The organism is Streptomyces sp. SolWspMP-5a-2, from assembly GCF_900091845.1.
Lineage (GTDB): Bacteria > Actinomycetota > Actinomycetes > Streptomycetales > Streptomycetaceae > Streptomyces > Streptomyces doudnae.
Genome location: NZ_FMCI01000142.1, coordinates 1 through 23,575 on the forward strand (window position 1 = coordinate 1; position 23,575 = coordinate 23,575).

22 protein-coding genes are annotated in these 23,575 nt (G+C 74.0%); 11 read left to right on the forward strand and 11 right to left on the reverse strand.

The features are described from left to right. Positions 1–784: M48 family metalloprotease (locus GA0115242_RS13980; protein ID WP_093828188.1), on the reverse strand; the 784-nt coding region annotated here is incomplete at its 3' end. Beyond that, positions 781–1,164, reverse strand: a complete 384-nt coding sequence (locus tag GA0115242_RS13985) for a BlaI/MecI/CopY family transcriptional regulator (protein ID WP_093828190.1) — start codon at positions 1,162–1,164, stop codon at positions 781–783. The genes GA0115242_RS13985 and GA0115242_RS13980, both read right to left, overlap by 4 nt. A 378-nt stretch (positions 1,165–1,542) precedes the next feature. Here GA0115242_RS13985 and GA0115242_RS13990 point away from each other — a divergent pair, with 378 nt between their 5' ends. After that, entirely contained in the window at positions 1,543–2,253 is a 711-nt protein-coding gene (locus GA0115242_RS13990) for a tRNA-dependent cyclodipeptide synthase (protein WP_093828192.1), read from the forward strand. A gap of 42 nt (positions 2,254–2,295) precedes the next feature. Next, positions 2,296–3,531 carry a cytochrome P450 gene (locus GA0115242_RS13995; RefSeq protein ID WP_093828194.1) on the forward strand — a complete coding sequence of 412 codons (1,236 nt, stop codon included), beginning with the start codon at positions 2,296–2,298 and terminating at the stop codon, positions 3,529–3,531. Between the two features lie 30 nt (positions 3,532–3,561). Here the strand turns inward: GA0115242_RS13995 and GA0115242_RS14000 are convergent, their stop codons facing one another. Continuing rightward, complete coding sequence (locus GA0115242_RS14000) at positions 3,562–4,026, reverse strand: MarR family winged helix-turn-helix transcriptional regulator (protein ID WP_093828196.1); 465 nt, start codon at positions 4,024–4,026, stop codon at positions 3,562–3,564. 202 nt (positions 4,027–4,228) lie between these two features. On the opposite strand from GA0115242_RS14000, the gene GA0115242_RS14005 reads away from it, so the two are divergent. The 4 genes from GA0115242_RS14005 to htpG all read left to right on the forward strand — a co-directional run bounded on the left by GA0115242_RS14005 (position 4,229) and on the right by htpG (position 8,623). After that, on the forward strand, positions 4,229–4,882 hold the full coding sequence (locus GA0115242_RS14005; RefSeq protein WP_093828198.1) for a hydrolase: 654 nt from the start codon (positions 4,229–4,231) through the stop codon (positions 4,880–4,882). A gap of 144 nt (positions 4,883–5,026) precedes the next feature. Continuing rightward, the gene (locus GA0115242_RS14010; protein WP_093828200.1) at positions 5,027–5,491 is read left to right on the forward strand and encodes a hypothetical protein; all 465 of its coding nucleotides are present in this window, start codon (positions 5,027–5,029) and stop codon (positions 5,489–5,491) included. A 466-nt stretch (positions 5,492–5,957) separates the two neighbouring features. Beyond that, a complete protein-coding gene (locus tag GA0115242_RS14015; protein ID WP_093828202.1) occupies positions 5,958–6,608 on the forward strand; it encodes a type III effector protein in 651 nt (216 codons plus the stop codon). A 95-nt stretch (positions 6,609–6,703) separates the two neighbouring features. Next, positions 6,704–8,623, forward strand: a complete 1,920-nt coding sequence (gene htpG / locus GA0115242_RS14020) for a molecular chaperone HtpG (RefSeq protein WP_093828204.1) — start codon at positions 6,704–6,706, stop codon at positions 8,621–8,623. 126 nt (positions 8,624–8,749) lie between these two features. Here htpG and GA0115242_RS14025 read toward each other — a convergent pair whose 3' ends face one another. Next, a complete protein-coding gene (locus GA0115242_RS14025) occupies positions 8,750–9,346 on the reverse strand; it encodes an NADPH-dependent F420 reductase (RefSeq protein WP_093828206.1) in 597 nt (198 codons plus the stop codon). A gap of 69 nt (positions 9,347–9,415) precedes the next feature. Further along, positions 9,416–10,234, reverse strand: a complete 819-nt coding sequence (locus tag GA0115242_RS14030; RefSeq protein ID WP_093828208.1) for an inositol monophosphatase family protein — start codon at positions 10,232–10,234, stop codon at positions 9,416–9,418. A gap of 137 nt (positions 10,235–10,371) precedes the next feature. On the opposite strand from GA0115242_RS14030, the gene GA0115242_RS14035 reads away from it, so the two are divergent. After that, the gene (locus GA0115242_RS14035; protein WP_093828210.1) at positions 10,372–11,277 is read left to right on the forward strand and encodes a LysR family transcriptional regulator; all 906 of its coding nucleotides are present in this window, start codon (positions 10,372–10,374) and stop codon (positions 11,275–11,277) included. A 46-nt stretch (positions 11,278–11,323) separates the two neighbouring features. Here the strand turns inward: GA0115242_RS14035 and GA0115242_RS14040 are convergent, their stop codons facing one another. The 3 genes from GA0115242_RS14040 to GA0115242_RS14050 all read right to left on the reverse strand — a co-directional run bounded on the left by GA0115242_RS14040 (position 11,324) and on the right by GA0115242_RS14050 (position 14,790). Then, the gene (locus GA0115242_RS14040; protein ID WP_093828212.1) at positions 11,324–12,037 is read right to left on the reverse strand and encodes a nucleotidyltransferase domain-containing protein; all 714 of its coding nucleotides are present in this window, start codon (positions 12,035–12,037) and stop codon (positions 11,324–11,326) included. Positions 12,038–12,089: 52 nt separating this feature from the next. Further along, the gene (locus GA0115242_RS14045; protein ID WP_093828214.1) at positions 12,090–13,793 is read right to left on the reverse strand and encodes a CocE/NonD family hydrolase; all 1,704 of its coding nucleotides are present in this window, start codon (positions 13,791–13,793) and stop codon (positions 12,090–12,092) included. A 208-nt stretch (positions 13,794–14,001) separates the two neighbouring features. Further along, complete coding sequence (locus GA0115242_RS14050) at positions 14,002–14,790, reverse strand: TetR/AcrR family transcriptional regulator (RefSeq protein ID WP_237549040.1); 789 nt, start codon at positions 14,788–14,790, stop codon at positions 14,002–14,004. Between the two features lie 105 nt (positions 14,791–14,895). Here GA0115242_RS14050 and GA0115242_RS14055 point away from each other — a divergent pair, with 105 nt between their 5' ends. Next, on the forward strand, positions 14,896–15,792 hold the full coding sequence (locus GA0115242_RS14055; RefSeq protein ID WP_093828216.1) for an SDR family oxidoreductase: 897 nt from the start codon (positions 14,896–14,898) through the stop codon (positions 15,790–15,792). Between the two features lie 209 nt (positions 15,793–16,001). On the opposite strand, the gene GA0115242_RS14060 is transcribed toward GA0115242_RS14055, so the two are convergent. Together GA0115242_RS14060 and GA0115242_RS14065 are read right to left on the reverse strand one after the other, a co-directional pair. After that, positions 16,002–18,056, reverse strand: a complete 2,055-nt coding sequence (locus tag GA0115242_RS14060; RefSeq protein WP_093828226.1) for a PA14 domain-containing protein — start codon at positions 18,054–18,056, stop codon at positions 16,002–16,004. Between the two features lie 56 nt (positions 18,057–18,112). After that, a complete protein-coding gene (locus GA0115242_RS14065) occupies positions 18,113–20,335 on the reverse strand; it encodes a 2Fe-2S iron-sulfur cluster-binding protein (RefSeq protein ID WP_256089429.1) in 2,223 nt (740 codons plus the stop codon). A gap of 322 nt (positions 20,336–20,657) precedes the next feature. On the opposite strand from GA0115242_RS14065, the gene GA0115242_RS14070 reads away from it, so the two are divergent. From GA0115242_RS14070 to GA0115242_RS14080, 3 genes are all read left to right on the forward strand, one after another. After that, the gene (locus tag GA0115242_RS14070; protein ID WP_093828218.1) at positions 20,658–21,272 is read left to right on the forward strand and encodes a TetR/AcrR family transcriptional regulator; all 615 of its coding nucleotides are present in this window, start codon (positions 20,658–20,660) and stop codon (positions 21,270–21,272) included. A gap of 247 nt (positions 21,273–21,519) precedes the next feature. Next, entirely contained in the window at positions 21,520–21,819 is a 300-nt protein-coding gene (locus GA0115242_RS14075) for a type II toxin -antitoxin system TacA 1-like antitoxin (RefSeq protein ID WP_237549041.1), read from the forward strand. Then, entirely contained in the window at positions 21,816–22,202 is a 387-nt protein-coding gene (locus tag GA0115242_RS14080) for a fic family toxin-antitoxin system, toxin component (protein WP_093828222.1), read from the forward strand. Before GA0115242_RS14075 ends, GA0115242_RS14080 begins: the two co-directional genes overlap by 4 nt. Positions 22,203–22,298: 96 nt before the next feature. Here the strand turns inward: GA0115242_RS14080 and GA0115242_RS14085 are convergent, their stop codons facing one another. After that, positions 22,299–23,243, reverse strand: a complete 945-nt coding sequence (locus GA0115242_RS14085) for a cupin domain-containing protein (protein WP_093828224.1) — start codon at positions 23,241–23,243, stop codon at positions 22,299–22,301. Between the last annotated feature and the right edge of the window lie 332 nt (positions 23,244–23,575).

Sequence of the window (23,575 nt, forward strand, 5' to 3'; positions counted from 1 at the left end):
GCAGGGCGGCGACGCGTCGCGGCACCGGCCCGCTGGTGGCCGACAGCAGCGGGTACCCGGTGGCCCGGCCGTGGGCGGACCCGGCGAGCGCCGCACGGGCGATGGCGGCCGCGGCGACACGCCGGTCCCCGACGACGGCGGCGGCCTCCTCGTCCGCCCACCGCTCCAGGTGGAAGACCAGCGCCTCCCGCAGGCTCCGGATCGCCGGATGGACGACGGTGACGAGGTCGACGGCGGCCGACAGCACGTGGTGGCGCCCGGCGAGATGCGCGCGCTCGTGGGCCAGCAGCACCTCGCGCTCCCCCGCCCTCAGCGAGCGCACCATGCCGGACGTGACCACCACCCGCCCAGGACGCCCCCGGTGGCCGGGCAGCGCGAAGGCGTCGACGTCGGTGCCCGCGACCACCACCAGGTCGCCGTCGCCCGTGCCCTCGTCCACCGCGAGCCAGGCCCTCCTGAGCAGCGAGCGGTGCCGGATCCGGCGGCGGAGCAGCAGCACCGACTGGACGGCCAGCACGGCACCGGCCGCGCAGGCCAGGGGGACGGCCGCGGGCCAGGCCTCCAGGACGCGCGCCGGCGACACATGTTCCAGCGAGGCGAGGAAGGGGACGTGGAGCAGGCCGACGAGCGCGGCGACCGTCCCGGCGGCCAGGAGCACGGCCGCGCCGACGAGCGTCCAGCAGGCCGGGCGGGGCGGCAGCCGGTCGGCGAGACGCCTCGCCACGGCCGCCCCCGCCCACGGGAACGCGAGCGTCAGCACGACGAGGGCGGACACGTACGTCACCCGGGTTCGCCCTCGGCCTCCAGGAGCAGACGGCGCAAGGTCTCCTCGTCGTCCTCGGACAGGGACGACACGAACCGCTTCAGCACCAGCTCGCGCCGCGGGTCGCTCTCCAGTTCGCGGCGCATCCGGCCCGCGGTGAGCCCGGCCTCGTCGTGCACCGGCTCGTAGGCGAAGCCGCGCGTCACCGGGACGCGGCGCAGCGTGCCCTTCTCCCAGAGCCTGGTCAGGATGGTGGCCGTCGTCGTCCTGGCCAGCCCTTTGTCCAGGGCGGAGTTGACCTGGTGGGCCGTCATCGGCTCGCCGGCCTCCCAGAGCACCGCCAGCACGTCCGCGACGAGTTCACCGTGCGGACGTCTGTCGTCCCGGCGCTTCCTCGGCATCGCCCCGACCTCCCACAGTCGCCTTCACCCGCGGGGCCGCGATGTCCCCGGCCGACACCCGGGCCCGGATCCGCGCCCGGACCGGGATGCCCCGTGGTGGGCCAACGGCGGCCCGGACGGCCATCGGTGGGCCTCATCATCGCAGGCGGCCGGGGGACGGTCCGCCGCCGGGTCGCCGGGTGACGCGGAGCGCGGACCGGCACGGGTGCCGTCGCCGCTCCGCCGGGTGTGCGCGACAAGCTCCCCCGCGCACGGGGCGCGGGCGTCGTGGCGCGTGCGCCCGCCGGTGTTCACTCTTTCGGCTGCTCGGGGCATGGCGCCCCGGACCCGGCGGAATATCACTCTGTGTACATTGCTCTTACTCCGAGTGAGGGCCTCATGTCCCACACTGAACCGCAGTCCCTGACCGTCCACGCGGTGGACGCGACCCCGTTCGGTTCCCTCAGCGACTCCCTGATCGCCCGCGGCGACCACGCCCTCTTCGGCGTCAGCACGGGCAACAGCTACTTCAGCCGCCGCCGTCTGACGGAGGCGCTCTCCTGGGCTCTCGTCCGCTTCGAGGCGGTCGACGTCGTCCACGCCGACCTGTACCTGGACGCCATGTGCGAGGCCCTCGGCTACGGGCCCGAGGACGCGCGAAGAAGCGCGGCCAAGCAGGTGCGCGGTGTCCGGCGCCGGATCCAGGGCGCGCTGGAGGACATCGGCGGGGCGGCGACACGGGTGCGGGCCCGGCCGCTCTCCGCGTTCGTCGAACAGCCCGCGTACCAGGACGTCCTGGGCCGGGCCCGTGCCGCCCTGGGCACCGACACCGAACTGCGCGCCGTCCGGGACGAGATGGCGCACCGGTTCCTCTCCGCCCGGCTCGGTCCCGGCGTCCCGCCCACCGGCGACCAGGTGCGCACGGCGCAGGCGTACATCGACGCCGAGCTGCCGTTCTTCCTGGACACCCCGGCGATCCTGGGCGTCGCCTCGTCCGTCCACTGCTACCACTCCGTCCTGGCACTGGGACGCCTGCTGTTCGGGGACCGCGCGACGGGTCTGCGTCCGGCCGACACCCAGGGCTACGCCGTCGTCGCCTGCCAGAACTGAACGGACCCGCCCGCAGAACCCCCCGGCCCGAAAGGCGGCCCCATGTCCTCCCCCACCACCAAGTGCCCCTACCCCGCCGGTGAGTACGCGCCCGTCGCGTGGCCGCTGTCCCGCCGCGGTGACGTCGTGCCCGCCGAGTGCGGGCAGTTGCGCGCCGCGTCCCCGATCGCCCGCGTCAAAACCCTCACCGGTGACGACGCCTGGCTGGTCACCAGCCACGCGCTCGCCCGTCAAGTCCTCGACGACGGGACGCACTTCAGCCTGCGCGAGACGGCGGCCGAGGGCAGGCCGCGCCAGTACGCGCTCACCATCCCGCCCGAGGCCGTGAACACCATGGGCAACGTCAACAGCGCGGGCCTGCACCAGGAGGTGCTGCGCGCCTTCGGACCGCGGTCGGGACCGGCCTCGGCGGAGTGGATGCGCGAGCGCGCGCACGAGCTGATCGACGGCATGGTGGCGGAGGGCGCCCCGGTCGATCTGCGGCAGCGGTTCGCGGAGCCGTACGCGGCCGTCATGGTCAGCGAGGTGCTCGGGCTGCCCCACGAGGACGGCTGCCGCCTGATGGCGGGGCTCGACCTCGGCTTCGTCACCAGCCCCGAGGCCTTCGACGGCTGCACCGCCAACTGGGACAAGGACTTCGCCTACGTGCTGCGGCGGGTGCGCGGCGACCACGCGTCCCGTCGCGGGCTGATCCGCAGGCTGTGCGAGCTGCGCGACGACCCGGACCGGGACGGCGCCGACCTGACCGACGAGATGATCGCGGCCGTCGTCACCTCGCTGTTCGGGGCCGGCGCCATGAGCACCTACGTCTTCCTGCTGCACGCGGTCCTCACCCTGGTCCGGCACCCCGAGGCGATGGAACGGCTGCGCGCGCGGCCCGAGTTGATGCCGCGCGCGGTCGAGGAGCTGATGCGCTGCACCCTGTCCATCGGCGACGGCCTGCCCCGCATCGCGCTGGCCGACGTGCGGGTGGGCGAGGTGGACGTGCGCGCCGGGGAGCTGGTCCTGGTCTGCGTGGAGGGGGCCAACTTCGACCCGGAGGCGTTCGAGGACCCGGAGCGGTTCGACATCGACCGCTCGCCCAACCCGCATCTGTCCTTCGGCTCGGGGCCGCACTTCTGCCCCGCGTCGGCGATCTCCCGGGTGCACGCGGGCGAGGCGCTCACCGCGCTCCTCGACCGGCTGCCGAAGCTGCGGCTGGCGCTGCCCGCGGACCAACTGGTCTGGCGCACCGGCAACATCAAACGGGTTCCGGAGCGGCTGCATGTTCTGTGGTGAGGTGTCGGGGGGCGCCGGTCTCCCGGAGGGTCAGTCGGGCTGTGACTCAAGGTGCGCGAGGACGCGGTTCGAGAGGGACGCGAGGGTGTCCAGCTCCTCCTGGGTGAGGGCGTCGACGAACAGCCGCCGTACCTGGTCGACATGCAGGGGCGCGGCCTCCTCGATCGCCGCGCGACCGGCCGCGGTGGCGACGATGAACGCCCCGCGCCCGTCGTCGGAGCACTCCTCCTTCGCCACCAGACCGCGCTTCGCCATCCGCCCCACCTGGTGGGACATACGGCTCTTCTCCCACTGCACCAGCCTCGCCAGGTCCATGAGGCGCAACCGGCCCCCGGACTCGGTGAGTTTGGCCAGGACGAGGTAGTCGGAGGCGGACATCCCGGAGTCGGTCTGGACCCGGCGGGCGAGCCGCCCGACGAGCTGCTCCTGCATGCGGATGAAGCTGTCCCAGGCGGCCTGCTGCCGGGGGTTCAGCCAGCGGGGCGGTGCGTCCATGGGAGCAGCCTAGCGAGGGCCCCGGCGCCGTGATCACCGCGTCCGCCGCGGGCGCCCCACCCCGTCCTCACGCTGACGGCAAGTCCGCGTCCGCACGGTCTAGTTGACGCATCAACAACGTGCTCCCTAGGGTAGGTGACACGTCAACCACATGCCGTGCGGACGCTCGCCCCCGCACGCGCGCCTCCGGAAGGGGAACCCCATGAGCACCCAGCACAAGGCCGGTCTCGACGCGCTGCTCACACCCGAGGAGAGCGTCCTGGTGCTCATCGACCACCAGCCGTTCCAGTTCGCCAACCTGAACAGCCACGAGCCGACGATGGTCGTCAACAACGTCACCGGCCTCGCCAAGGCGGCCAGGGCGTTCGGGGTGCCGACCATCCTGACGACCGTCCTGGAGGAGCGCGGCGGTCACCTGATCCAGCAGATCCAGGATCTGTTCCCCGAGCAGCGGCCGATCGACCGGACCTTCATCAACACCTGGCAGGACCACCGCGTCGTCGACGCCGTCAGGGCGACCGGGCGCACGAAGCTGGTCCTCGCCGGGCTCTGGACGGAGATCTGCCTGGCCATGCCCGCCCTGCAGGCCGCGGGCGAGGGCTTCGACGTCTACGCCGTCACCGACGCGTCCGGGGGCGTCTCCGCGGAGGCCCACGACATGGCCGTGCGCCGCATGGTCCAGGCAGGGGTGGTCCCGCTCACCTGGATGGCCGTCCTGGGCGAGTGGCAGCGGGACTGGGCCCGCGAGGAGACCGTCGCGGCGGCGGCCGCGATCCAGGCCCAGCACGGCGGCGCCTCGGGGGTGGCCTTCGCCTGGGAGACCCAACTCCTCGCGGGACGCGCGCCGCTCGGCTGAGGACACGCCTCGACGACCGTCCCGTGCGGGGTCGCGCACCGTCCGGCGGGCGATCGCCGGGCGGTGCGCCGTGCCGGACATCGACCGGCCTGTTCTGGGAAGGCGACGGTTTGCCGATCAGAACAGTCGCCTCGGGAGCACACCATGCTGGAGATCAAGCGGGAACACTTCTTCGGACGGACCTACGAGATCCTCTCGGACGGGGTGCCGGTCGCGAGCTGGTCCGCGCGCGCCTGGCGGTCGGGCGGACGCGTGGAGTTGGGGAGCGAGACCTTCGAACTGCGGTCCTCCCACTGGGGGCGCGCCTTCGAGATGTACGCGGCGGACGGGGACGGCACGGTGCGGGCCGAAGCGCGCCGCTCCGGGCGCAGGTGGGAGATCACCGACCAGGACGGCGCGTACGAGCTGACCGCTCCGTCCGGTCTGCGCGGCAAGCGGCGTCTGGTGCGGGACGGTGTCGTGCTCGGCGAGTTCCGGGGCGCGGGCGGCGGGGTGAGCGCCGAGCTGTCCGGCGTACCGCTCCCCCTCCAGGTCTTCGCGGGTCTGGTGGCCCTCTCGCTGCGGCAGCGCCAGGCGGGGGTCACGGCCGCGGCGGCGTCCAGCAGCTGACCGACCGCACCGGGCCGGGAGCCGTTTTCACGGCCCAGGACGACGGCGACACGGGCTCCCACCACCAGGCGGCGCCCCGGACATGCCGGGCGCCGCCTTCGCCCGTTGTCCCACGGCGGCGCCGGCGTCCCGCGAGGACCTCGGCAGCACGCGGTGGAGTCGGCCTCGACGGCGGGCATCCGGCATCCGGCTTCCGGCATCCGGCAGTGGCACCAGGCTCGGTCTCCCGCGATGGCCCCGGCGCCCGGCCTCGCCGTCGGGCATCCGGCTTCCGGCTTCCGGCTTCCGCGAGTGGCACCAGGCTCGGCCTCCTGCGATGGCCTCGGCGTCCGGCCTCGACGTCGGGCATCCGGCACGAGCCTCGACGTCGGCGTCCCGCCGTGGCGTCGGCGTCGCTAGCATGTCGTCCGATGGACGACGGCTCCGGTGTCGTCGTCCCGATGACCGTCGAGGAGGTGTCCTGCCCGTGAGCCCGGTCGATCAGCCGTCCGTGGACATCGCCGGCGGACCCGGTCCGGTGTCCTTCCTCGCCGCCGCTGCCGCGCTGGCCGCCGTCGACGGAGCCCTGCGTGACGCCGGGCGCGCGGCCCCCGACACCGCCGGGCCCGGCGCCGAGCAGGCACTCGCCTCGCTGGTGCTGCTGCGGCAGGTGCGGGAGCGGCTCGCCGGGTGGGAGACGGGCCTGATCGAGACCGCCCGTGACGCGGGCGCCAGTTGGGCCGACCTCGCCGGGCCGCTGGGGGTCGCCAGCCGCCAGGCCGCCGAACGCCGTTATCTGCGCGGCCGTCCGGGCGCCGTCGGCACCACCGGCGAGCAGCGGGTGACGGCCACCCGGCGGGCCAGAGCCGCCGAACGCGCCGCCTCGGCCTGGGCCCGCGCCAACGCCGCCGAACTGCGCCGCCTCGCCGGGCAGATCGCCGCGCTGGCCCACCTGCCGCCCGAGGCGCGCCCGGCGCAGGCCGCCGTGCACACCGCCCTCGGTGCCGCCGACGCCGCCGAACTGGTCGCCCCCCTGCACCGCATGCGCCCCCACCTGGACGCCCGGCACGCCCGTCTCGTCGACGGACTCGACGCGCTCGGCGACCCGCGTGCGACGAGAGCGGCAGACGATGCCTGACCGCTCCCCCGGCGCCGCGCCCACCCGGTGAAGGCCGCGGCCCGCCTCACCCACAGCCTCATCCGTTCCTGACGTTCCCACAGAAAGAGACCCCCATGGTCAGCAGCGTCGAGACGCTGGAATTCCAGGCCGAGACCCGCCAGTTGCTGCGACTGGTGATCCACTCGATCTACTCGAACAAGGACATCTTCCTGCGCGAGCTGATCTCGAACGCCTCCGACGCCCTGGACAAGCTCAGGCTGGAGTCCCTGACCGACTCCAGCCTCGCCGGGATCGACACCGACGACCTGCACATCGCGCTGGAGGTCGACGCCGACGCCCGTACCCTGACCGTCCGTGACAACGGCGTCGGCATGAGCCGGGACGACCTCGTCGACCTGATCGGCACGATCGCCAAGTCCGGCACCGCCGGTCTGCTGGAGAAGATCAAGGAGTCCCAGGACGCCGCCACCGCCGAGAACCTGATCGGGCAGTTCGGCGTCGGCTTCTACTCGGCGTTCATGGTGGCCGACAGGGTCACCGTGCTCACCCGGCGGGTCGGCACCGAGTCCGGTACCCGGTGGGAGTCGGACGGCGAGGGCACCTACGAGCTGCAGGCCGTCGACGGCCTGCCCGTGGGCACGTCGGTCACCCTGCACCTCAAGCCCGCCGACAGCGAGGACGGTCTCGCCGACTACCTGTCGGGGTCGAAGATCCGTCAGATCGTCAAGCAGTACTCGGACTTCATCCGCTGGCCGATCCGGATGGCCCCCGAACAGGCCGCGGCCGAGGGCGAGTCGGCGCCGGAGCCCGAGACGCTCAACTCGATGAAGGCGCTGTGGGCCCGGCCGCGCGCGGAGGTGGCCGAGGAGGAGTACAACGAGTTCTACCAGCAGATCAGCCACGACTGGCTGGCCCCGGCCGAGACGATCCACATGCGGGCCGAGGGCGCCTTCGAGTACGAGGCGCTGCTGTTCATCCCCGCGCAGGCGCCCTTCGACCTGTTCTCCCGCGAGAGCAGGCGCGGCGTGCAGCTGTACGTCAAGCGGGTGTTCATCATGGACGACTGCGAAGCCCTCATGCCCGACTACCTGCGCTTCGTCAAGGGCGTGGTGGACGCGCACGACCTGTCCCTGAACGTCTCCCGCGAGATCCTCCAGCACGACCGCCAGATCCACGGGGTGCGCCGCCGTCTGGTCAAGAAGGTCCTCGGCGCGCTCAAGGACATGCAGGCCAAGGACACCGAGCGCTACGCGAAGGTGTGGGGCGAGTTCGGCCGGGCGCTCAAGGAAGGTCTGATCGAGGACACGGACAACACCAAGGCGCTCCTTGAGCTGGTGTCGGCCGCGTCGACGCACGACCCGGAGGAGCCGACCACGCTGCGCGCCTACGTCGAGCGCATGAAGGACGGCCAGGACGCCATCTACTACCTGACCGGCGAGACCCGGGCGATGGTGGAGAACTCCCCGCACATGGAGGCCCTCACCGCCAAGGGCTACGAGGTGCTGATCCTCACCGACCCGGTCGACGAGGTGTGGGTGGACCGGGTCCCCGACTTCGACGGCCACCGTCTGCAGTCCATCGCCAAGGGCCAGGTCGACCTCGACGGGGAGGCGGACGGCGACGAGGCGGGCGACGCCGAGAAGGCGAAGCGGGAGGAGGAGTTCGCGGGGCTGCTGCCGTGGCTGACCGACGCCCTCTCCGCGCACGTCAAGCAGGTCCGGCTGTCGTCGCGGCTGACGACCTCGGCGGCCTGCATCGTCGGTGAGGCGCACGACGTCACGCCGACCCTGGAGAAGATGTACCGGGCGATGGGGCAGGAACTGCCCACCGTCAAGCGGATCCTGGAGCTGAACCCGACGCATCCGCTGGTCACCGCCCTGCGCACGGCCCACGGCGCGAACGCGCAGGACCCCGCCCTGGCGGAGATCGCCGAGCTGGTGCACGGCAGCGCGCTGCTCGCCGAGGGCGGCGACCTGCCCGACCCGGCCCGCTTCACCCGGCTCCTCACCGACCACCTCGCCCGCACGCTGTAGGCGACGGTCGCGGACGGCCCCGCCCGCCACGCCGCGGGCGTGGCCGTCGCTGCCCGGGTGCCACGGAGATCCGTACGGGTCCCCGTGGCACCCGCCGGTCGCCGTCCGACCGGACGCCGCGCCCGGTCAGACGGTGACCGAGAGCGCGAAGGGCGTGAAGCCCCTGGTCCTGATCAGGTGCGGGACGAAGAGGATCGCCGCCTCCGTGGCGCGCGCGGTCCTGATCCCGCCGAGATCGGTGATCCACTCCTTCTGCCAGCCGAGGTCCGCGAGCAGGTCGCGGACGGTCCGCTTGGCCTCCGGGTCCTCGCCGGAGAGGAAGACGGAGGGTGTCCCGGTGAGCATCGCGGGCGCGGTCATCACCGGGTACAGCATGGTGTTGAGGGTCTTGACGACGCGTGTCCGCGGCAGCGCCTCCTGGAGCCGCTCGGCGAGGCTTGAGCCGGGGTAGAGGAGGTCGCCGGGGAGGCCGTCGGCGTCGTCGAGGGTGGCGTTGGAGACGTCGACGAGGATCGTGTCCCGCAGGTCGTCGCGCAGGGCGGTGAGCCGCTCCAGCGAGCTGTCGCCCGGGGTGGCGTTGACGACGACGCGGGCGTTCCGCACGGCGGCGGCCGCGGCGCCCGGCGCGCTGCCCGCCGTCGTCACCTCGTGTCCTGCCCGGGTGAGGGCGTCGGCGAGAGCGCCGCCGACGCGGCCGCGTCCGAGAACGGAGATCGTGGTCATGCTGATGGGGTCCTTCCGGTGGCGTGCTGGGGGTCGTGGAGGGGATTCCGTGTCCGGGGTGCGCGGCTCTCAGCGCGCGAGGGTGGCCACGGCCTCGGCGTGGATGCCGGGCGCCGACGCCAGGAAGCTCTCGCTCGCGGGGGTCCAGGGGCGGCCTTCGGCGTCCGAGACGCGGCCGCCCGCCTCGGTGACGAGCAGCGCCCCGGGCAGCAGGTCCGCGCGGGCGCCGGAGAACTGCCAGAACGCGTCCGTCCGTCCGGCGGCCACGTGCACCAGGTGCAGGGTGGCGGGCACGGCGGTGCGGACGACCAGCGCGTCGGTGAGCATCGCGGTGATCGAGGCGCCGACGCGCCGCACCACCCGCTCGTCCTCGTCGGGGCGGGCCTGGCTGGTGGCCACCAGGCTCAGGGCGAGGCCCGCCGGGTCGGACACGCGCAGGGGACGCCCGTCGAGCCAGGCGCCGCCGTCGGCGAGCGCGGTGTAGGTCTCGCCGGTCAGCGGCAGGTGGACGGCGGTGAGGACCGGCAGGTTGTCGCGCACCAGGGTGGCGGTCACCCCCCACTCGGGCAGCGCGTGCAGGTGGTTGATGTTGCCCTCGGCCGGGTCGACGACCCACCACTCGCCGGGCGGCAGGGCGCCGCCGTCCAGCTCCTCCTCCACCCAGCGCGCCCGCGGCCGCAGTTCCGTGAGGCGGGGGCGCAGGACGGCGAGGGCGGCGGCGTCGTTGTCGGCGAGGGCCCGCATCATGGCGTCGCGGCTCTCGGGGCGGAGCACGGGGCCGAAGCGCTCGCGCAGCACCGCACCGGCCGCGCGCACGGCGGTGACGGTCTCCGCGAGCAGGGCGGCGTCCGAGTCGGTGCGAGGGGTGGTCTGCGTGGCTCGCGACATGGGTGTTCCCGTCCGGGTGGAGGTGGTGGGGTCGATCGGGCCGGGCGGTCCGTTCGTCCGCCCGCACCCGCATCTCGAAGGTAGGCCGCCCGTCGATTAACCACAACTGCATGTGAATCACGCCTAGGATGACTCTCATGCAACTGGATCTGAACCTGCTCGCCGCCCTCGACGCGCTGCTGGAGGAGGGCAGCGTGGCCGGGGCCGCCGCCCGTCTGCACGTCACCGCCCCCGCGATGAGCCGCAGTCTGGGCCGCATCCGGCGCACGACCGGGGACCAGATCCTGGTGCGCACCGGCCGCACGATGACGCCGACGCCGTACGCGATCGCCGTCCGGGAGCAGGTGCACACGCTCCTGCACCAGGTGACCGGGGTCCTCGCGCCGAGCCGCGAGCTGGATCTCGCCACCCTGGAGCGGACCTTCACCCTGCGCTGGCACGACTCGCTCGTCGCCCTGGGCGGCCCCGCGCTGCTGGCGGCCGTGCGCGCCCAGGCGCCCGGTGTGCGGTTGCGGTTCGTGCCGGAGTCGAGCGTCGACACCCCCGGGCTGGCGCGCGGTGAGGTCGATCTGGAGGCCAACGCGGGCGGCACGGAGGCGCCCGACATCCGCGCCGAGCGGGTGGGCGAGAGCCGTCCCGTCGTCGTCGCCGCGCGGGACCACCCGCTGGCCGGTCTGCGGGAGATGACGGTGGAGCGGTACGCCGCCGCCGATCATGTGACCGTCTCGCGCCGCGGGCGGCTCGGCAACCTCCTGGACGACGCCCTCGCCGGGCTCGGCCTGACCCGCCGGGTGGTGGCGACCGCGCCCACGGAGGCCGCCGCGTTCGGGTTCGCGCGCGGCTCGGACCTCCTGGTCACCGTCCCGGAGGCCACCACGCGTTCGGCCGCCGCGGACCTCGGTCTCGCCGTGCTGCCGCTGCCGCTCGCGCTCGAACTGCCGTCCGCGCCGGTGTATCTGTCGTGGCATCAGCGCTACGACACCGACCGCGCCCACGCCTGGCTGCGCGAACTGGCGCGGACCGCGCTGAGCGCCTGCCGGTAGCGGGGGCGCGACGCGGCGGCGCGTGCCTGCGCACGGTCCCGCGGGATCAGGCCCGCTCGCGCGGACCGCTGCGGCGGTACCCCTCCCAGAACGGGCCGCCCGCCGCGTCGAGGACCTCCGTGACCAGTGAAGTGAGGGCGTCGGGCGCGCCGTTGAGGGCGGCCCCGGCCGCCTCGGCCAGACGCGCGGGCAGTCCGGGCGCGACGGGTTCGAGTCGCCGGGCCAGCCACTTCCCGCCGCCGAGCCAGGTGTTGTGGGTCAGCAGGGCCAACTCGCCGGTGCGGCGGACGAGTTCGGCCACGACGAACAGCCGCTCCCCCGCGTCCGTGCAGGCGGCGAAGTCGTCGAGCAGGTCCGTCAGCGCGTACCGGGCGTCCTCGAGCGCCGTGCCGGTGACCGGGGGCGGGCCCGTCTCGGCGAGACGCCGTGCCGTCCCGGCGAGCCGCGCGCCGGTCCCGTCGGCGTCGAGCAGCAGTGCTCCGTCGGCGCACATCCACAGCAGCGGCGAGTTGCGGAGCGCGATCTCCGGGGTCACGAAGCCGTGCCAGGACTCCTCGGTGTGCACGAACAGCTCGACCGGCCAGTCCCCGTACCGCAGGCTCTCGCGGTAGGGGGCGGGCGGGCCGTCAAGCAGGACGACGACGTCCAGGTCGGAGCGGGCGGTGCGCCGGTCCGTGAGGACACTGCCGCCGAGGAAGGCGGCGCGGGCATCGGGGTGGCGCTCCAGAACGAAGGCGCGGGCGAGATCGATGACGTCCATGCCCCTACTCTGCCGTGCGGCCGGGGACCGGCCCGCTCCGGGGCGGCCCTCGCTACGGGGTCGGCGGAACGACCGGCAGCAGGAGCCGGGCGGGCCGGTCAGGTCCCCAGTGGAGGGTGCACCGGCCCCGCGACCGGGTCCGGTAGGAGGCCGGGAACTGCCCGGTCAGCGGGTTGCGCGGAGACAGCCAGCGACCGGCGACCACCAGCCGCAGCCGCTCCCCCGCGCGGAACAGGGTCGACGAGGGGCCGAGCGCGATGTCGACGGCAACGACCTCCCCCTCCCGGACGGGCTCCCGCGCCAGACAGGCGGGCACCGGCTCGAAGGGGCGCGAGAGCCCGGCGTCGAGCGCCCGCAGCGCGAGGTTCTGCCACCCGGTGGTGACGCGGTCGCGGCCGTACCCGTAGGAGCCCTCGAACGCGACGAACCGGCCGCCGCTCCACTTCTCGACGCCCACGACGAGATCGATGTCGTCCGCGCCGTGGAGCCCGACGTAGAGCCGCAGCGCCATGGGGCCGGTGAGTTCCGTGTCGCGGGCGGCCGTCCAGCCGAACCTGACGGCCTGTCGGCGGACGTCGAAGGAGAGCGAGCCCGGCTCGGTCGGCGGTTCGGCGGCCAGGCCGGAGCCGGTGAGGTACCCGGGGGTCCACCGGGTGCGCTCCAGGGGCCACGACTCCTCGTGCCGCACCTCGACCACGTGGTCGGCGCGGTCCCTGACCTCGAGCCGCACCCGGGGCAGCCGCGGCACGTCCCGGCCCTTCAGATGGCGTTCGAGGAAGCGGAGTTGGGCCGCGCGGGCCTCCTGGTCGTAGAAGACGGCCCACTTGCCGCCGCGGTGGGTGTACAGGTGCCGTTCGGCGGAGGAGACGCCCTCGAACCCGGCGAACGAGCCGCGGCTGTGGAGGTTGTTGTCGGAGAAGCTGCCGCAGACGAGCACGGGCACCTCGATCGCGGACAGGTCGGGGGCGAGGGACCGGTACCAGGCGTCGATCACCGGCCGCCGGGCGCTCTCCCGCCTGATGGAGTACGTCTGCCTGACCTTCCGCAGGCCGAGGTCCCACAGCCGAAGGAAGCCGTTCTCCGCCACCCCGCCCGGCCTGGCCAGCCCCTGGTAGGCGTGGGTGAACCCCTCCCACGGCACGATCGCCCGCAGCGACGGCGGCCGGGTGGCGGCAGCCCGCCACTGGGTGAGCGCCAGATAGGACACCCCGAGCATGCCGACGGCGCCGGTGCTCCACGGCTGGGCCCCGGCCCACTCGATCAGATCGTGGACGTCCTCGCCCTCCTGGGCCGACAGCAGCGAGCCGACGCCGTCGGACGTGCCCGCGCCCCGGACGTCGCAGTTGACCACCGCGTAGCCGTGCCCGACCCACCACACCGGGTCGGGCCCCTCCCAGGTGGTGAGCGACGAGAGGACCAGCGGCCCGGTCTGGCGCAGCACCCGGTAGCGGAACGACAGCCTGGCGCGGCCCGACGCGGTGAACCGCGGCAGGTCGTCCTTGCCGTACGGGTGGGCGACGAGGATCACGGGCGCGGGGGCGCCGTCCGGCGGCCGGTACACGTTGACGCGCAGGACAGTGCCGTCCCTGGTGACGACCGGACGGTCGTTCTCGACGCGCACCGCGCCCGGCTCCGGGCGGTACACGGTGATGTCGGGACGGACCATCCCCGCCAGGCGCGCGACGGCGTACCGGACCCGTCCCGGTCGGCTCCACGGCCTGTCGTGCCCGGCTTCGTCCTCGCGGCTGCGGCTCATCGGACCGGCTCCTGTACCCCCGAGCCATGGTCTGGACTGGGGACAAACGATGGCAAGAGGCGGGGACGGCGGCAACTCGGGGCGTGAACCCGGGGGCGTGAACCCCGGGAGGCGTGAAGCCCGGGGGCGCGAGTCGTGCGGGACGGTGGGTGGTGCGCGGGTGGGGCGGGCGGTGGGCGGCGAGCCGGTGGGGGCGTCCGACGGGCGGTCAGCCGTGCGCCGTCCCGTCCGGCGGCGTCCCGTCCGGCGACATCGCGCCGTCGGCCGTCGCACCGTCCGCCGTCGTGCCGTCCGCCGCCAGGCGCGTGAGCCACTCGCGCAGCAGGCTGCGCTCGGCGGCGCTCAGGACGCCGGTGTCGTCGGGGAGGGCGGCGCGCAGCGCGCGGGCCGCCGCGGCGGGTGCGGACTCCGCGGCGGGGACCGCGGGCTCGGCGCGGGTGACGGCCGCGACCATGGACTCGCGCAGGACGGTCAGCAGCGCCGGGTCGCGGCGGTCCGCGGGGGTGGCGTGCCAGGTGGTGACGGCGCCCTGGCCGGTCGCCTGGATGATCTGGGCGGCCAGCTCCTCGCCGACCCGCAGCCAGCCCGCCGCCGCCAGCCGGCGCACCCGGCCGTGCAGGATCTCCAGGCCCGCGCCGTGTGCCGCGGACGGTCCCCGCCCTGTGGCCCGGTTCATGACCGCGAACAGCTCGGGCCGGGAGACGCCGAACTCGACGACCATGTCCCAGCTCCGGCGCAGCTCCTCCACCGGGTCCTGCGGTGCGGGGTCGAGCCGCGCGCGTTTCCGCTCCAGGAACTGCGCGTAACCGTGCTCGGCGACGGCTTCGAGCAGCCCCTCCTTGTCGCCGAAGAGGCGGTAGATCGCCGGGGGTTGCATCCCGGCGGCGGCCGCGACCGCTCGGGTGCTCACCGCGTCGGGGCCGCCGCTCTCCAGCAGCTCGACAGCCGCCTCGACGATGCGGAGCCGGGGGCTGTCGACCGCGTCACGGGTAACCATGAACCGATGATACCGACGATCTGTTTCCATCGGAATTTCCAGTGTTAGCATCGAAGTGATTCCACCGGAAACATCACTCATCGCAATCCGCATCGGGAGCAGACCATGATCATCGTCACCGGAGCCACCGGGAAGCTCGGCCGCCTCACCGTCGAGCACCTTCTGCGGCACGTGCCCGCCGAGCGCGTCGGCGTCAGCGTCCGCGACCCCGCCAAGGCGCGGGACCTCGCCGACCGCGGCGTCCGGGTGCGCCGGGGAAGCTTCGACGACCCCGCCTCGCTCGCGCACTCCTTCGAAGGCGCCGGGCACCTGCTGCTCGTCTCCCTGGACCGGACGGGCCCCGAGTGCGTCGACGGCCACCGCACCGCCGTCGACGCGGCCGTGCGGGCCGGTGCCGACCGCATCCTCTACACGAGCCAGATGGGCGCCGGGCACGACTCGCGCTTCCAGGCGTGCCGCGACCACGCCCGGACCGAGGACCTGCTGCGCGCCAGCGGAGTGCCCTGGACCGCGCTGCGCAACGGCTTCTACGCCTCCAGCGCGCTCCATTTCCTGGAGTCGGCCCGCGACACCGGCGACATCGGCCTCCCCGCCGACGGCCCCGTCGCCTGGACCGGCCACGACGACCTGGCCGAGGCCACCGCGGCGATCCTCCGCGGCCAGGCCAGCTTCGAGGGGCCGACCCCGCCGCTCACCGGCCCGGCCGCGCTCGACTTCGACGCCGTCGCCGAGATCGCCTCCCGGACCACCGGACGCCCCTTCACGCGCACTGTCGTCCCCGACGACGCCTTCCGCGAGGGGCTCCTCGCCCACGGCGCCCAGGCCGCGGTCGCGGACCTCATGCTCGGCATCTTCGACGCGGCACGGCACGGCGAGTTCAGCGCCGTCGACCCGCCCCTCGCGGAACTGATCGGGCGGGAGCCCGCCGGCTTCGGCACTCGACTGGCGGACGCCTGGGCGCAAGAGCCCCGGCGGGACGCGTCGGCCCCCACGACCCGCTGACCTGGCGGGGGCGGCCGTCGAGCGGCGGGCCTCTTCGTCGCGCAGCGCGTGCCGATCGCAGGCGCTCCGCCCGGTCCTCCGAACGAGGGGCACATCGTGACGGCGGACGCTCAAGTGCGCTTCTGCACAGGGGAGTTCGGGTCCGGGCCTCCTCCGTACGGCCGCCGTCGACGCGGGCCCGCGGGTTCGGGCGGGAGGCCCGGCGGTGATCAGTCCAGCCAGGCGACGGCCGCCTCGGAGGCGGCTGTCTCCGTGCCGTCGGCGAGGATCGCGGTGACGCGGTAGTACGTCGTCGTCCCCCTGGACAGGGCGCTGTCCCGGTACGCCTGCTCGCGGACGGTGAGGACATCGACCCGGTCGAAGACGCGCGTCGTCCGGTTCCACCGGTGGACGGCGTAGCCGGTCACCGTGCCGTAGGAACGCGCGTCGCCGCTCGTCCACCAGCGGAGCGCGCCGTCGATGCCGCCGCTCAGCCCGGCGATCGGGTTGCCGCCCACCGCCGGGGAAGCCCCGTCGTCCGGACGCAGATCCAGCTCGGTGACGTCCAGCACGGCGGCTCCGGACCCGGGGGCGAGCCGGTTGCCGTACTGGTCGACGGCGACGACGCTGTAGCGGAGCCGTTCCCCGTCGGCCGCGTCGGTGCGGAAGTGCTGGGTCCCGGTGAACTCCTCGGGCCTGTGGGTCCAGCCGTCGATCAGCGGCTCGTACACCCACGCGCCGTCGACCAGGGTGCCCCGCAGGACGAGGTAGTGGTCGAGACCGGGGTCGTCACTGGCGTCCCAGCTCAGATCGACGCCGTTCTCCCGCGCGGTGGCGCTCATGCCCGTCACCGCGGGAGGCGGGGTGCTGTTCCCCGCGACGGTCACCGGCATCTCGACGGAGGGGACACCGCTGTTGCCCGCGCCGTCCACCGCCACCACCGAGTAGGAGTACGTGGCGCCGGGCGGCGGGGCCTTGTCCGTGAAGGACGTGCCCCGGATGCCCTTGCCCACCACCTCCCACGCGCGCCCGCTCTGCCCGACCGGGCGGTCGCCGCGCACGACCGTGTACCCGGCGAAGTCCGGGCTGGTGGTCTGCGACCTGTCCCAGGTCAGCGTGACCCCGCGCTCGTCCTCGACCGCCCGCGCGTGGTGGGCGGTGTCCACGGGACCCGTCGTGTCCAGCGTGTAGAACTCCACGACGGAGGAGGCCGCCGACTCGTTGCCGTGCGTGTCGACCGCGGTGACGACGTAGAGGTGGACGTCCCCGGTCTGCGGCAGCGGCTGCTCGAACCACGTGGTGCTGAGGGGCTTGTCGCCGCTGACCCGGTTCGCCGCGGTGAGCGGGACCGGCCGTCCGGTGGTGGAGCGGTAGACGTGGTATCCCGCGAGGTCCGTCTCGGTGTTCGCGGACCAGGAGAGCTGGGCCTTCCGCGAGTGGTCGGGGCGCCAGCCGCCCACTCCCGTCGGCGCCGCGGGAGCGAGGGTGTCGGCGGTGGTGACGGAGAGGTCGGCCGTCCCCGCGGACTCGTTGCCCGCCTTGTCGTAGGCGCGGACCTCGTAGAAGTAGACGGCGCCGTTCTTCGGCAGCGTGGTGTCCGTGTACGCGGTGGAGGTGGTCGTGGCGAGCGGCTCGGCGCCGAAGGAGGTGCCCTTGAGGCGGCGGTACACGCGGTAGCCCGCGAGGTCCATCTCCTTGTTGGCGGACCATCCGAAGCGGACCCGGTGGGCGGAGTCGTGGGCGAGGGAGGTGCCGGTGGGCACGAGCGGCTTGACCTTGTCGACGCCGACGGCGGTGCGCGGGGCGTAACCGACCTTGATCTTGGCGCTGCCGGTCCAGTTGACGTAGTCGATCCGGAGCGTGTGCTTCCCCTTCGGGACGGTGACGTCGACGCTCTTGGCGACGGTCGACGAGACGTTCTTCCAGAGGTCGATCCTGCGGACGCCGTCCAGGTGGACGCGGATGCCGTCCAGGCCGGAGGCGCTGAGGGTGAAGGGGCCGCCGGAGCCGAAGTCCCGGGTGAGCGTCCAGCGCACGCCGAAGTTGTCCTTGGGCAGTCCGGCCGCGGGGGCACCGCTCCAGCTCTGGTCGATCACCGCGTCGCAGTCGGTCTTCCTCGGCGTGCCGGAGAACGTGGTGTTCGCGTAGAACTGCCGCTTGAACACGGGCGAGGCGCAGGTGGTCGCGGCGGAGGCGGGCACCGTGCCCACGGTGAGCAGGCCGCCGGCGGTGGCGAGCACGACGGCGGTCGCGGCCGCGGCGGACGGACGTCTGGCAGGGTTCATGACGATCATGACTCGCGAGACGGCGGGACGGTTGTGGCGTCGCCGGGGATCGCTTCTCACGGCTCCGGGATCTCCAGCGTCACGTCCGTCAAAGGGCGCCCCGAGCACGCCAGTACGTACCCCTGCGCCCGCTCGCGCGGGGTCAGGCAGTTCGGTTCGTTCTGGGTCACCTCTCCCCCGCGCAGCCGCACAAGGCAGTCGCCGCAGTTGCCGACCGTGCAGGAGTACGGCATCGGCAGACCCGCGGCGAGGCCCGCGTCCAGCAGGGTGCGGCCGGGTTCGACCGTCACCGTGCCGAGGGGGCGCCCGTCCTGTTCGACCGTCATCCGGCGCGGCCCGGCCGCCGCGCCGCCCGTCTCCAGGGCGGAGGCGAAGTCCTCGCGGTGCGTGTGCCCGTCCGGGACTCCCCACTCGGTCAGGACGGCCCCGACCATGTCCATCAGGGGGCCGGGACCGCACGTGTAGTAGTGGGCGTCCCGGGCGGGTGCCAGGCCGGTGATCCAGCGGCGCACCCCGGCCGCGTCCAGACGGCCGTCCCTTTCGGTCAGGACGTGGGTGACGGAGAGCCGGTCGGCGTGTTCCCGGGCCAGCCGGGCCAGTTCGGCGGCGAAGAGGGTCTCGTCGGGGGTGCGGCTGCTGCACAGCAACGCGATCCGGTCCCGGCCGCGGCGGTCGGCGAGCCGCGTGCGGATCATGCTCATCATCGGGGTCACGCCGCTGCCCGCCGCGATGAGCACCGTCTCGGCCGGTGGGGTCGGCCCGGCGTGGAACGACCCCGACGGGCCGCGCACGGTGAGGAGCCGACCGGCCCGCAGCTCCCGGTGGACGTGGGTGGAGAACCGGCCGCCCTCGACGAGCTTGACGGTGACCTCCAGCCGGGACGCGCCCGGCGCCGACGACGCCGAGTAGGCCCGCCGCACCGGGTCTCCCCCGATCTCGGCGGTCAGGGTGAAGAACTGGCCCGGCCGGAAGTCGAAGCGGCCCCGGCCGCCGTCCGCGTCCTCCAGGACCAGGGTGACGGCGCTCGGCGTCTCCGCGCGCACCTCGGCGACCCGCACCTGCCGTTCCGCTGCCCGCTGCCGGACGGCGGTCGCCGACGGACGGCGCCGACGGCCGCGCCTTCCGCCGCCCACGCCGTCTCCGGCCGTGCCGCCGTCGCCGCCCGCCCCGCCGCCGTCTTCGCGGTAGCCCTCCTTGCGGAGGCCGGAGGCGTAGGCCCTGTTCATCACCAGCCGCAGCAGCCGGGAGATGCCGGGGACCGCCCCGATCGCCCGCAGCAGGAACGCGGGCGGGGCGCCCTCCGCGCCCGACGCGTTGGCGGCGAGGTGCTCGCCCGCCAGCGCCATCAGGTCCGGCACCGCACCCCGGTCGGGTCGCGCGTCCGGCGTCCACAGCCGCGACCGCGCCACCGCGTCCGCCACGCTCAGATCGGCGTCCTCGACGTCGACGAGCAGCGCCAGGTGCGGGGGCGTCCCGCCGAGCGCCAGCGTCGCCAGCAGCGCCGGCTCATCGGTGATCGCCGCCCGGCCGCGGACCGTCAGCACCCCCTCGCGGCCCGGGACGAGCGCCGCGAACGAGAGCCGGTCGTCGCGCACGAGGTTGTGCAGGGTGTCGGCGCGCTTGTTGCCCCTGCGGTCCGGGATGACGAGGGTGCGGTCGTCCAGGATCCGTGCCACCGGGCCCCGGTCACCGCGCGGGCTGGTGTCGCTGCCGCCCGCCGCGTCCCAGGTGGAGAGCGCGAGGAACGGGGCCGCCGCCAGGAACCCGGCCACACCCGGCCGCGCGAGCGGACCGTCCCCGGTGAGCGCGGGAACCGTGTCCTCGGCGGTCGGGGCGGGGGGCTGCCACAGGCGGGATCTGAGGACGGCCTGGGCGCAGTGCACGTACGCCTCCGCGACGTCCACGCTCGTGCGGGTGCCGTCGTGCCCGGCGACGGTGCCGTTGATCCGCAGGATCTCCCCCACCCCGGGCAGCAGGTAGAAGAACGAGACCGGGCCGCGCGGTTCGTGGGCGCCGCGGTGGGAGAAGGAGAACCGGGTGGGCGAGTGGACGCGGGTGAAGCCGGGCGCCCCGCCGACGAAGGCCGTCCTGCTGGTGCCGTCGGCGTCCCGGTGGCCGAAGGCCGCGACCGGGCTGTGGGCGAGGATGGTCCGGCAGCCCTCGTCGAGGGCGCCGATCTGCTTGAGCACGACCATCGGCAATGGCCGTCCTATGACGGCCTCGACCTCGTCCGCCGTCGTCAGCCGGCGCACCTCGCCGACACTCTCCGCCTGTCGCACACCGACTCCTGTCGTCGAAGGGGAGGACGAATCCCTCGTCCTCGGGCCGCGCCCCGGTTGGTCCGTGGGGCGCGCCTCGGCTCGTCCGCGGACCGCTCCGCTTCGTCCGCGGGCCGCTCCGGTCCGTCCGCGGGCCGCTCCGGTCCGTCCGGGGGACCCGTGCACGTGTCGCCCGCACGAGGGACGTGCCGCCCCGCACGAGGGCGTCGCACGCCAGGGATCACCGCGATCCGCCGCGCGTTCCCGCAGCTCATGGCACTATTGTGAGCAATAGCTCAGCTCTCTGGCTACTCGCCTTTCGCCGCCCCAGGAGGACGCCCGGATGCCCTCGGCCGATCGTCGACTTCAGCCACGTCGCAGGCCCCGGCAGGCGCGTGCCGAACTCACCCGCGAGCGGATCCTCGCCGCCGCTGCTCACGTTTTCGTCGAGCAGGGGTACGCGGCCGGGACCACCAACCGGATCGCCGAACAGGCCCGTGTCTCCATCGGCTCGCTCTACCAGTACTTCCCGAACAAGGACGCGATCCTGGCCGAGCTGCTGGTGCGGCACATCGACCGCGGCACATGGACGAGGGGCGAGCAACTCGACCTCTCCCCCGGGTCCTTGGAGGATCTCGTGCGGGCGCTGGTCCGGGACGCGATCGACAACCACCGTGACGACCCGCAGCTGTTGCGCATCATGATGGAGGAGGCGCCCCTCTCCCAGGACATCCTCGACACCGTCGAACGGCACGGGAAGAAGCGCGTCGGGCAGGTGCGCGACCTGCTCGCCCGGCACCCGGACGTCCGGGTGCGGGCCCTGGACATCGCGGCCGAACTCATCGTGTTCACGGTGGAGATCAACACCCACAAGCTCATGGCCGACCCGCGGGGCGTCCCGGTCGCCACCTTCGAGCGGGAGCTGGTCGACATGGTCACCCGGTACCTGCGGGGCTGAACCCGGCCGCAGCGGACGGCAGATGTCGTGGCGCGTGCCGGATCAGGTGGAGCGGTCGTGCGGGGCGGGGTCGAGCGGGCCCGCGCGCACCGCCCCGACCGGGGCGGGCGTGGTGACCGCACGGTCCTGACGCCGTCGAGCCGCTGGTCCGGTCGGCGCGGCCCCGCCCGGAGGCCGTCGCGGGGCGGGCGGCCCGCTCGTCACCCGGGCTGGATTCGCGCATGGTATCGGCGGTACCATCGGTACCATGTCTCAGCCCAAAGCGATGAACCTGCGTTTCCCGGACCCTGGCCAGCGTGCGGCGATCGAGGCCGCGGCCCGGCAGGAGGGCGTCAGCCTCCAGGAGTACATCCTCTCCGCCGCCTACACCCGGGCGACGGCCGTGGAGGCGCGGTTCCTCGACGCCTTCCGCGCGTCGGTGTCCCGCAGCGGCGAGGCGTTCGCCGAGGCCGCCGGGACGGCCGGACCGGACGCCGAGCGGCGCGCCGCCGAGCTGGCCGCGCGGCACGGTCTCGAGGAGCAGCGGGAGCGGGGCCACGCGGCGTGACCCAGCACGATCCGCTCCACCCTCTCGACGTGTCCTTCCTGCTGCACGCCGCCGAGCTGCTGCCCGGTGACCCCCAGGTGGACGACCTCGGACCGCTGTACGCCGCCGTCGCCCGGGTCAACGCCCGCGCCCTCGAACGGGACGTCTACGGGTCGTTGCACCTCAAGGCGGCGGCGCTGCTGCAGACGCTGGCGCGGCTGCCGTGTCTCGAGCACTCCTGCGACGCCTTCGCCTGGCACGCCACCGAGGCGTACCTGGTGCTGAACGGGTGCTCTCTGGACTACCCGCCGAAGGAGGCGGTCGAGCTGGTGCGGGACGTGGCGTCCGGCGCCGTGGGCGTCGGCATGGCCGGGCGGCGGCTGCGCGCCTGGAGCGTCTCCTGAGACAGCCCTTCCGCGTCCGCTGACGCTGTCGGCCCCGTGCGGTGACGGGGCCGACAGCCTCTCCGGGCGAGCCTCACCTCCCGGTGAGGGGCGCCGTCACGGCGCCGGTGCGGTCTCCACGTCCGGGAGGCCCAGGGCGAACCTGCCGAACCGGGCGTCGTCCCGGGCGGCGAAGAAGCGCTTGAGGAGGTCCTCGTCCTCGAACGCCTCGTCGAGGCGCGCACGCACCGCGCGCAGCACCTCCCGCGGTCCCTCCGGGTCGCCGAAGCGCAGGAGTTCGGCGCACATCGCCTCGTCCTCGCGGAGCTGGTCCAGCACCCAGCGGGTGAGGTCCATGCCCGTGGTGCAGGGGATCGAGCCGGTGATGTGCAGGGAGGGGCCCTCCTCGGTCACCGGGTCGTGCCAGTAGCCGCGCGGCAGGAAGAGGACGTCCCCGGGGTCGAGGACCAGGTCGGCGACGACCTCGGCGGGCGGCGTGCCCATCGCCGAGTCCCGCGCCCGCATGGAGAACTCGTTGCGGCCGAGGATGCGCCAGCGCTTGCGCCCCTGGAGCTGGATGGCGAACACGTCGTGGTTGTCCCAGTGCGCGTTGAAACCTCCGGTGGGCTGCCAGGAGGCGTAGAGGTTGAACTCGAAGTCGCTGAGCAGCCGCCGCTCGAACGCCTCGGAGAGCAGCGAGAGTCCGGGGTGGATCTCGTCCATGTAGCGCATCGCGAGGGTGTGTCCGCCGGCGAGGGCCGCCCGCAGTCTGACCGGGTCGACCCGCACCCTCCGTCGTCCGCGCCGTGCCGCGCGTGCCTCCAGGTAGGCGCTCTCCGGGAGTTGTCTGCCGTCCCGCGACAACCGCATCTGCGGCGACCGGAGTTGGTGGGTCTCCAGGATCTCGTTCAGGTCGTCCCAGCCGAAGACGTCCCTGATCTTCTCCGCGGCCCCGGGGAAGACACGGTGCTCGTGGTGGTAGACGCGGGTGAGGAAGTCCCCGGCGGTCAGGGTGGCGACGAAGTCGTCCAGGGCGTCCGGGAGGTCTCTCGGGTGTTCCATGGTTCCTCCGTTGGTGCGGCGCGTCGGCGTCCGCGGCGGTGTCGACCGCCGCGCACGGGCGCCTCGTTGTGGGTCACGTCGATGGGTCAGGACAAGCGGGACGGGCGGGAAGGCGACAAGGTCGGCAAAGGCGGGAACATCGGCACGGCGGGACAGGGCCGGAGGGGCTGGACGGGACGGCCGGCGGGGGTGCGTCCCCCGCCGGTCGCGCCGTCCCGCGCTCCGGGTGTCCCGCAGGTCCGTGCGGTCCGCAGTGCCGCGGTCCCGTGGGTCCGTGCCGTCGCGCGGCGGGTCCGGGCAGGTCCGGTCGCCGCGCGACGGCGGTGCGGGCG